The sequence below is a fragment of the Actinomycetospora sp. 2LY8.5 genome (assembly GCF_057180585.1).
In genome coordinates, this window is the sequence record NZ_JBXUHE010000064.1 from 18,437 (window position 1) to 28,054 (window position 9,618).

Annotated in this window: 8 protein-coding genes and 1 pseudogene; 4 read left to right on the forward strand and 5 right to left on the reverse strand. The window is 62.3% G+C overall.

Annotation, left to right across the window (positions count from 1 at the left end):
- Positions 1-300: 300 nt before the first annotated feature.
- Positions 301-2,262, forward strand: coding sequence for a carbamoyltransferase family protein (locus AC2A1K_RS33580; protein WP_483900698.1), 1,962 nt, complete (start codon positions 301-303; stop codon positions 2,260-2,262).
- A 337-nt stretch (positions 2,263-2,599) separates the two neighbouring features.
- Here AC2A1K_RS33580 and AC2A1K_RS33585 read toward each other — a convergent pair.
- The 5 genes and pseudogenes from AC2A1K_RS33585 to AC2A1K_RS33605 form a co-directional block, all read right to left on the reverse strand.
- A pseudogene (locus tag AC2A1K_RS33585) lies at positions 2,600-2,781 on the reverse strand (ISL3 family transposase); the annotation flags it as partial.
- The gene (locus tag AC2A1K_RS33590; RefSeq protein ID WP_483900699.1) at positions 2,751-3,059 is read right to left on the reverse strand and encodes a hypothetical protein; all 309 of its coding nucleotides are present in this window, start codon (positions 3,057-3,059) and stop codon (positions 2,751-2,753) included. The pseudogene AC2A1K_RS33585 and the gene AC2A1K_RS33590, both read right to left, overlap by 31 nt.
- 434 nt (positions 3,060-3,493) lie before the next feature.
- Positions 3,494-4,426 (reverse strand): aldo/keto reductase, encoded by a 933-nt coding sequence (locus AC2A1K_RS33595; protein ID WP_483900700.1) that lies wholly within the window; start codon positions 4,424-4,426, stop codon positions 3,494-3,496.
- 23 nt (positions 4,427-4,449) lie between these two features.
- Positions 4,450-4,899, reverse strand: coding sequence for an S-ribosylhomocysteine lyase (locus AC2A1K_RS33600; RefSeq protein WP_483900701.1), 450 nt, complete (start codon positions 4,897-4,899; stop codon positions 4,450-4,452).
- A 19-nt stretch (positions 4,900-4,918) separates the two neighbouring features.
- Positions 4,919-5,950, reverse strand: a complete 1,032-nt coding sequence (locus tag AC2A1K_RS33605; RefSeq protein WP_483900702.1) for a 3-dehydroquinate synthase family protein — start codon at positions 5,948-5,950, stop codon at positions 4,919-4,921.
- A 579-nt stretch (positions 5,951-6,529) separates the two neighbouring features.
- On the opposite strand from AC2A1K_RS33605, the gene AC2A1K_RS33610 reads away from it, so the two are divergent.
- From AC2A1K_RS33610 to AC2A1K_RS33620, 3 genes are all read left to right on the forward strand, one after another.
- Entirely contained in the window at positions 6,530-7,759 is a 1,230-nt protein-coding gene (locus AC2A1K_RS33610; protein WP_483900703.1) for a phthiocerol/phthiodiolone dimycocerosyl transferase family protein, read from the forward strand.
- A gap of 158 nt (positions 7,760-7,917) precedes the next feature.
- On the forward strand, positions 7,918-8,901 hold the full coding sequence (locus AC2A1K_RS33615) for a class I SAM-dependent methyltransferase (RefSeq protein ID WP_483900704.1): 984 nt from the start codon (positions 7,918-7,920) through the stop codon (positions 8,899-8,901).
- Between the two features lie 529 nt (positions 8,902-9,430).
- Positions 9,431-9,618: phosphoadenosine phosphosulfate reductase domain-containing protein (locus AC2A1K_RS33620; RefSeq protein WP_483900705.1), on the forward strand; the 188-nt coding region annotated here is incomplete at its 3' end.

Below are 9,618 nucleotides of genomic sequence, written 5' to 3' on the forward strand. Positions count from 1 at the left end.
ACGCGCGAGAAGCGGACCTGGCGCCCGTTACCGCAGGCCGCTATCACCGTGTCGCAATCCACCGACAAGGTGTCGCTAATCCATCGACAAGGGCGCATCTGCTGCCTTCCCGTCCTATCCGGCGGGGTGGCGAAAGGAGGTCCATTGCGGGCCGAGGGGTTCTGCTGGTAACTCTCGGTTCACGAGGTGCCCACCCCGACCCGCAAGCTTCACCACTACTGGACGGACCGGAGTCAGCCGATGCTAACCCTGGGGATCAGCGGCAATTTTTCGTCCGAAAGGTCGGACATCGTGCCAGGCATGCCTGCGAACTTCTGCCACGACTCCTCAGCCTGCCTCGTGCGGGACGGCGAGGTACTGGCCGTGGTCGAGGAAGAGCGCCTGAACCGAATCAAGAAGACCACCAAGTTCCCGGTGCACGCGATCCGCTGGTGTCTGGCGCACGCGGGCGTCTCTCATCACGACATCGACGCTGTCGGATATTACCTGCCGGAGCAGTTTATCGACCGGGCTCTGAACCATCAATATCTGGCCAGTCCGCAGACGGACAGGCGCTATTCGCGGGAGCTCATCAAGGAGCGACTGCTAGAGGCACTTGGCTGGAGTATCCCCGACGAGCAGCTGCAATACGTACCGCATCACGTCTCCCATGCTCTACCTGCTGTCGCCGGATCAGGCATGGACGAGGCGCTAGCAATCGTCATGGACGGGATGGGCGAATATATATCTGGGACGATCTTCCACGCACACAAGAATGACCTCGACGAATTGTGTACATATTCGTCCGCGGATTCGCTCGGGTTGCTCTATTACCTATCCACTTGCCTGCTCGGTTACCACGTAGGCGACGAGTACAAGGTGATGGGTCTGGCGCCATACGGGAATCCTTCCAGGTTCCGCAAGACCTTTTCAAAGTTATACTCGCTGGCCGAGGATGGTCGATACAGTCTGCATATACAGGATTCGGGCATCCTGACGGGAAACGCTGTCGAGCGCACGTTTTTCGAAGAAGAGGGCGTGCGGCCGCGTCGCACCGGGGAGCCCTTCACTGACGTCCACTGCGACTTCGCGGCCGCGCTGCAGGAGACACTCGAAAAGATCTCGCTCCACGTTCTAGCACACTGGTCCAGACTGACCGGCCTCCGCCGCCTCTGCTTTTCCGGCGGTGTTGCGCATAATAGTACCCTCAACGGCGTGATCCTCCGATCTGGGCTCTTCGACCAAGTCTTCATTCCCCCGGCGGCCCACGACGGCGGAACTGGCGAAGGCGCCGCGCTCGCCGTAGGCGGCGGGCTTAGGGCAGCTACCCTGCCGCGGAGACGCCTTGTCTCGGCCGACCTGGGGCCCTCCCTCGGGTCCAATCAAGAGATCGTCACAAGCTTGGATCGATGGCGTTCGCTGGTTTGCTATGAGCGGAGCGAGGATATCGTCGAGGTGGCCGCCCAGCTACTCAAGGATGGAGCCGTGCTTGGCTGGGCTGCGGGCCGCTCCGAATACGGCCCGCGTGCACTCGGCAACCGCAGCATCCTCGCCGACGCCCGGCCGGCAGAGAACCGGGACCGAATCAATGCCATGATTAAACAGCGCGAGGGGTTTCGGCCGTTCGCTCCTGTGGTGACTCGTGAGGCCGCAGCCACTTATTTCGAGCTGCCGGAGGCGGTAGCGAACTACGAGTTCATGTCATTCGTTTTGCCCGTGCGTACGGACCAACGGGAGCACCTGGGCGCCGTGACGCATGTCGATGGGACGGCTCGAGTACAGGTTGTCGATGGGGAGGTACACGAGCGGTTCCACCAGCTCGTCGGACGGTTCGGCCAGATGACGGGCACCCCAGTGCTACTTAATACCTCCTTTAACAATCGCTTCGAACCCATCGTGCAGAGCGTCGAGGAGGCACTGACGACCTTTCTCACTACCGAGCTAGACTACCTTGTCATCGAGGATTTCTTAGTTCGCCGCGTGGGCGACGAGCCGAGTAGTCTCGGTGATCTCGCGCTGAACTCAGTGCCCACTACCCGGGTCTGCTCGGTCCTTTCCCTAGGTGATTCAGCGGCGCGGTACGAGGTTTACGCGAACTACGCCGGTGGTTCACGCCAAGACATCTCGACCCGGATGTACTCGCTACTGCTCGATGCGGGCGACGGGGACATCCTACGGGAACTGGTTGGAGCGGAGGTACTGAGCGACCGTGGCGTCGGCGCAGAGATTTTCGGACTTTGGCAGAAGCGGCTGATCGTTCTCCGCCCACCGGGCTTGAGCTGAAAGAGGCGTGCCCGCTGCTTTGAGCGATCCGCTGGCGGAACTGGCCGGGATGATACATCAGGTTGACGCCAAGGTCCCGAATCGCGACAGTCCATGTTCATGTGTTTGGCCCTCTAAACTCGACGAACACCCCGCGGTGGTGTGCACGAGGTGGCCAGCGAAACTCTTCGTACTGACTTCGATCCTGTTTGGTGTTGTCCGGGTGGCGGGCAGGCTGGAGTGCCCGCTTGCCTTTCCTGCAGATCGCTACAGGAGATCGCGGCCTGGCGGAAAAGCACATCCGCCGATTGGAGAAGTGAGCCTGCGACCTACTGAATGAGCTCTTCCGGATCTCCGACAGGGCGGAGGCGGAGCGTCCGGGCACCAGGTCGAGTAGCCGCGCCGGGCGGTGACTGGTCACGACGTCGGTGAGGTCGACGATCACGATGACGAACCCGTCTCCGGCGGCGTGGCGGGTGTGGGCCCCACCGGTGCTCGGTCCACCCCGATCACGCGGACCCCGTCGAGCCGGGTGGTGTCGCCGGCGACGAGAGGGTTCGGGCGGCGGCCACTGCGATGCCGTTGACGGTGTCCCGCGAGCGCCCCAGCTCAGGGTCGATCGCCGCCACCGTCATCCGGTCGACCGCGAGACGGCGCAGGACGTACCCGGCGGAGGGCCGGGTGGTGGTCCACCCCGCGGCCGGGCCACCGTGCTGATGACCGCGGCGAACACCTCGCGGGCCGCAGCCGGCGCGGGAGCAGCGGTAGCGCGGGACGTGCACCCGCAGGCTCATACTCTCGACGCGCTGCTTCGACACCGCCGGGTCCTTGCACCTGACCGACCTAGGCGGCCTCGACCCCCAGCTGCTTGACGGGATCACCGCCATACAGGGCGCCTACGGCCTCAACGTCGGCCTCGACTCTCAGCACGCCTTGGACGCCGTCATCCATCCCGCACGCTCACCGCGCCCCCCGGCGCCCACGACTAACCCGACCCGACCCCGGCGACCGCGAGCCCAATATCACTCGTGGGCTGGGCCCTGGGAAGAACTTGGTCGCAGCCCAGGGGAACTCGCTGATCGTCGACACCGCCACCTCGGCCACGCCGACATCGTCGCTCACCCATCAGAAAGCTCTCCATCCGGCGCTCACAACGAAGGAGACACGCCGCACCAACCTCCGCCAGGTCCGGCCGTAGTACTACCGGGGCTTCGCCCGTTGCGCGCCCCGGTTTACGGGTGGCCCTAGCAACTCAGTTGTTCTCGGGAAGGCCGCTCGACCACGAGGTGTCGCGAACGTCGGCGGTCAGCGACAGCACCTCGGTAAGGACATGCTCGTCTAGGGGAGTGCTCGCTGCCCGGACCGCGCTTTCCACATGGCTAGACCAGGCCGTGCCGATGACAGTTGTAGGGCAGCCACTGCGTTGAATAGAGAACTGGTTCGCCAGAAAAGCGACGTCGACGCCACGCTCAGCGCAGTGCAACGCAACCCGCGAAGCCGCAGCCCTTAGTGCCTGGCCAGCAGAATGCTCCCGCAACCGGGTTCCCGTCGGAGTGAGCAGGCCAACTGCAAGCGGGGCGGCATTGATCAGGCCAGTCCCGCGCTCGTTGCACAGTGGCAATAGCTCGACTGTCAACCGGGTGTTGAGCAATGTGCAATGTGCGTAGGAAAGAACAACGTCTGGGCTTGTCTCCGAGACGGCACGACGAAGCGTGTGCATTGGATACCCGGTCATACCCACGAAGCGGCATTTTCCCTCGTCCCGAAGCTTCAATGCCTCTGCATAAGCATCGTCGAAGACATGATCGAGTTCGGCAAACTCGACGTCGTGCAGCTGGAGGAGGTCCACATAGTCTGTATCCAGCGCCCGCAGGCTGGTTTCGACGCTCTTGCGTATCCGGGTGGGCCGGAAGTCAAAATCGTGGACACCGAACCTACCGCACTTCGTGCCGATCAGCACCTCGTTTCGATGGCCGGCCAGTGCCCGGCCAAGCCGCTTTTCGGAAAGCCCGTCTCCATAGTACGGAGAGGTGTCGAAGAAAGTGACGCCTAGTTCGAAGGCGCGGCGAACCGTTCTGATACCGGCATCTTCGTCGACCGCACCGAACATGTCGCCTAGCGAGGCGGTACCGAGCGATACCACAGAACAGTACAATCCAGTCATGCCGAGCGGCCGATACTTCACGGAGACCACACCTTAACTCAGGATCACACCTCAGCTGTGTCCGAACCTGGGTCGGCCCACTCGTCCCGGTGGCCGAGCAACCAGGCCGCAGTGATTCGAGCGCCGTTGAGCGAATGGTTGACCGCCCGTCCACAGTGCACCGAATCGGCGTGCGGCACACTGTCGGCTTCAAGCATGCGTTTTAGGACGCCACTCAGAAGCGCCGCCAGTTCGTCGTAGTCATCGATGCTCGTGGTGATGTAGAAACCGGTCTGGCAGCCCATTGGGGCAACCGTGATGATGTCCTCAGACACGCTGTAGAGATAGTCGCCGAGCAAATGTTCGAGGGAATGGGCAGTATCGGTCGCGACGTGGGACACGTTAGGCTGTGCGACGCGGAGGTGCCAGACGAAGACCGTACCAGCGGAGGTCTTCCGGCGGTCGGTGAGCCGCAGGTAGGGCGGGTTGACAAAGCGGTGGTCCAGGTCAGCCATGAGGGGTCTCTTCCTCGTACTAGGTCTGGGGTGATCTCCGTCGCCCGCCGCCCCGCAACGAGTGCATCCAGGCGACTGCGGCGCTCACTTCTGTTGGGGTGATGTCGTTGGCGTAGGTCACGTTGCCGATCGACTCCGGTAACGGGATCAGCTGCTGTCCGTCCCGGTGCCGAATCGTATCCTTGAGACCGGCCGCGAGCACCGCAGGCTCGTCTAGGAGGGGGTCCCAGACGGGAAGGTCCAACTGATCGACGACAGCGACCACCCGGTCGAGCTCACTTTCTGAAATGAGTCCTCTTGCGCAGGCGATCGACGCGCTCAGCAGCATGTCCAAAGTGACCGCCTCGCCGTGCAGTAACCGGCCGCGACGCGGACGGTTTCGCCGCAATGCCTCCATCTCCACCTTCGGTGACCAGGTGTGGCCAAAGTAGGTCGCCCTGGCGAGCTGGTCCTCCCACAGGTTCTCGTGGAGTTCTGTCAACATCACCTCGATGGTGTCCTTGATGATGTCTGCAGCGGCTGCGTCCGCCTCGGGCGTAGTCGGCTGGAACCGGGCGTCAAGCACCAGCCGGCCCGAGGTTTCGACGAGCTCGAAAAGGCGCTTCTCGCATACGATACCGAGTTTGAGTATCTCAGCCATACCGTCTGAGAGACGGCGGCGTTCCTGGCTAGCGAGGAACGTACGGTCTGCCACGACCAGCTTGGCCGGCCGGTAAGTGCCCAGCCGGTTCTTGTAGCCATTATGATCGCATCCGGTCTTGGCCCCCACGGTGGCGTCGACTAGTGCCACCAGCGTCGTTCCGTACCCAATTCGCTCGATGCCCCGGCGGTAAATGCTGGTCGCCATTCCAACCACATCATTAAGTACGCCGCCGCTAAAGACGATGACCGGCTCGCTGCGCCGGACGATGCCGAAATCGTCCAACTCTCGGCACACTCGAAATACCGCCTCCATGGTCTTGCTTCCCTCGCCGCCGGGCAGGACAAGCAGGCGGTGGTCGATGCCGTGCCGGTTGAGGAACCCAACTATCCGTTCACCGTACTGGTGCATGACCTCGCGGTCGACGACGACGAGACGGCGCGATGAACCTCCTGGAGACCGGCCTAGAACGTCACATTCACCACTGTCAGGATTCGGTATCGCAAACGTGCCGTCCAACGCATTGTGTACCGGACGGACAGCGTACTTGACAACCTGCTTTGCTGTGACATGCCACCCGCCGCCCGGCGACATTGTTAACGTCATGGACTTAACCAGCCCCCTGCACCAGTCGGGTCGTTTCCTTCAAAGACTTATCGGCAAGTCACTGCCACGTGGCTTACCGCGTCTGGTCTGAGTGACTATCCATCCTGGTCGATCGCGCGGCCGGTGACCAGCGAGGTGGGTTTCGCCGCGGCGCGCTACTTTCTCGACGAGGAGATACGGCTTCTCGCATGGACCAAGACGGAGTACCGCGTTGCTCCGGGTGCGTTTGGGTCTGGGTCCGTATAGCGTGGCGGCGCCCGATTGGGCTCGGACGATGCACTTGCTGAACTAGGCGAAAATGGGCGCCTTGGTCAGCTGGCCGGCTGTCCCTTACGGTCGGGCTCGACTGCTCGCCATCGTGATGCGGAAGGTTCGTGGTAGCTGATGCTGAGCCGCTATCTCGATACCTTGGAGATGGCCAATCTGGGCGGGCGTGCCGGCGGGTTGGTGAACGGGTTGGTCATTGAGGGCTACGGCCGAATTGACGAGGACGGGCTCCGGCAGGCGTTCGAACTGCTGACGGCGGAGTACCCGTTGCTGCGCGGCCGGATCGCGTGGGACGGCGGCGGGGTCCTGATGTGTGTGCCCGAGCTCGCCACGGCTAGGTTCGAGTATTACAGGATGGCGAAGTGGGGCGATTTCCCCGAAGTCTATAGGAGCTGGGACTCAGGGCGGTTGCTGTCGCGGCTCGTGCTCGCTCGTGATGGGGAGCGCTTTGCGGTCGCGTTCTTCACCGACCACGTTATAGCCGACGGCCGGAACAAGGTTGCGCTAAATAATCGGCTATGGCAGCTCTATGGCCAGCTGACGGCCCGGAAGGCGATCTTCGTGCGGACCGCCAGCTCTCTGCCGGAGGCACCGTCGAAGGTGTTGCAGCAGCGCCTCCGGCGCTGGTCCGCGGGCGCAACTGTGTCGGGGGAACCCGCTCAGCCGAGCTTCAGAAGACGTCTGGATGTGCACAAGGCGATTCCGGGCCGAGTCCTTCTGTCCGAGGTGCGGTCCGCGCGGCTGCACGGGACCGCGCGAGCCCACGATCTGAGCGTGCACGCATGCCTCTGCGGTGTCGTGCTTGCGGTCCAACGCGCTCTCCTCGCTCAGCGCGCCGGAAGAGTGCGCATGATCTGCAGTTCGGCGGTTGATCTCCGGGGGCGGGTTGACCCCCCGATCGGCGCGACGGAGCTAACAAACTTCAGCATCCTGCATCACACTGTACTCCAGGTCGCGTCCAGTAGCGCGTCGTTGAGCGTTGCGCGTGAGTTCAAGAGCGAATTCGACGCAGCACTGGCACGGCAAGAGCCCCAGCATGATCTGCTAAACCTGACTGAGTCTCGCAGTCGAATGTGGGGCGGAAACCCGCCGGCCGAAAGTGCTGCGCTTGCGATCGTAACCAACATCGGCGACATCACCCCGCCCGTGGCGGACCCTGCGGTGAAAGTCACCGACGTATATCTAACCCGGCCGCCCGACCGGGCCTTTAGCTACCCCGTTTACGGTATTCACACGGTCAATGGACGGACGAGTGTGAAGTACTACCTGCCCGCCGCTGACTTCACGCGGGAATCGGCGCGCAAACTCGAATCTGCTCTCGTGCGTGAGCTTGCCGCACTCTGTTAAGTCTTGGTCGCGTGGTCGAGTGTTCAGGTAACGAGTTTGGGGAAGCGGAATTGAGTACTGGAATTAGCTCCGTTGCGTCGGTGATGGCGGTGTCAGTGCAGCCGGAAGGTATATTCCCTCGGGCGATAGGAGGGGCGCACGAGCAAGCAGCTCCACCGTTGACCTTGGAGATGTTGCTAGCTAGCGAGATAATGCTGCATGAGCATGATGTAACGTGTGTAGAAGCGGAATTCGTTTCGCTCTGCGAATCGCCGCTCCCGGCGGATGTAGAGGTTGCGCTGGAAGAGCTGCATAGGAATTATCCGGACTGTTCATTTCTGGTGCACCGCGATTCGCTCCTTGCCTTCGACCACCAGGATAACCCGATTGCCGATCTGACGGAGATGAGCAGGGCAACACGCCAGGTGCTGCGTTGTACCGGTATGCAGCATGGGCTTGCGCATGTCGGTGGTGTAAGACCCGACTTCAGCGACGTGCTCGAACAGATGGTGCGGAGAGGCTTCGCGGCGCCGGCGCCGGGAGCTCTCGCGTGGGGACACCTGCGGAGTCTAAACCCGGTGTGTCCCGCGTTCGGCTTCAGCAGGGGAACTCCGATCGATCGGTACTACTTGAATGAATTCATAAGGGTTATTCGCGGCCATGTGGTCGGAGACGTACTCGAAATCGGTGGTAACGAGAGCAACCGAGACACTTATGGGTTCGACCGTGCCGCTACGTATCAAAGTGTGGACCTGAGGGAAAGGCCGGGCGTTTCGCTGACGGGTGACGCTACGGATTCTTGTATAACACCCGCGAGTTCGTGGGACGCGGTGATCGCGTTTAACGTTCTAGAGCACACGCCACAACCGTGGCAGATCATCGACAACATCTACCATTGGTTGAGGCGGGGCGGGATGGCGTTCTGCATGGTGCCCGGCGCGCAGCGTCTCCACCGCGCACCGGAGGATTATTGGCGGCCCCTGCCTGCCGCTATGCGGGAGATGTTCGTAGGATGGTCAGAGGTTCGGCTTTATCAGTACGGAAACCCGCTGACGACTATCGCATCCCTTATAGGGATCTCGGCCGAGGAGCTCTCTCCGTATGAGCTGGAAGCCCGTCATCCAGACTATCCGGTAGCCACTTGCATACTTGCTCGGAAGTGATAGGCGAAACGGTGATACTCAAGGGACGCGTGGTGGTCCGCTGCGGGCTCGGTCGCGGGGTGCGGGAGGCGCCGTGCCGTCGGCGTGCTCCTGATTCATAAGAGCGAAGCGGTAGAGTCTCGTGGGCGCCTTCGTCGTAGCGAGCCGGTTGGGTACTGGCTGGTGTAGCGGACGGATTCCTCGTCGTCATCCGCGGCTCCATGAGCCGGCGCGAGGTGCCCAACGCCGGCGCCACAACCGTGGGTGGCCTGCCGGTAGACGGTGGTACGTCGCCGGAAGCCGCTCAGGTCCAGGTTGACAGGGCATATTGGTTGGAAGTGCGGTGGCCCCCCTCGAGTAGTGTTGAAGCAGAGAGCCTCCTCGGTAAGGAAATAGGGCGAAGTGCGAAGCGCTTGTTGCTTGTCGATCAAATGACTCCAGAGCGGCGATGTTGGTGCGGCCGTCATTGACCGAAGCGCCTCGGGTCTCTCCGTCCATAAGCCTCTAGATTGGTGTAGCGATGGCGCCGTCGCCGACCGGGAGTCTGACGATGACCACACGATTAGGTTGGGAACACACACGGCAAGTTAATAGCTTCGAGTCCGAGGCTGTCCACGTCATCCGCGAGGTCGCGGGCGAGTTCGACCGCCCCGTGATCCTCTTCTCCGGCGGCAAGGACTCCATGCTGCTGGTGCACCTGGCCGCCAAGGCGTTCTGGCCCGCCCCGATCCCGTTCCC

Coding starts and splice junctions, on each gene's coding strand:
- AC2A1K_RS33610 (WP_483900703.1), top strand. CDS start 6,530: ATGCTGAGCCGCTATCTCGATACCTTGGAGATGGCCAATCTGGGCGGG.
- AC2A1K_RS33605 (WP_483900702.1), bottom strand. CDS start 5,950: ATGCACCAGTACGGTGAACGGATAGTTGGGTTCCTCAACCGGCACGGC.
- AC2A1K_RS33600 (WP_483900701.1), bottom strand. CDS start 4,899: ATGGCTGACCTGGACCACCGCTTTGTCAACCCGCCCTACCTGCGGCTC.
- AC2A1K_RS33580 (WP_483900698.1), top strand. CDS start 301: ATGCCTGCGAACTTCTGCCACGACTCCTCAGCCTGCCTCGTGCGGGAC.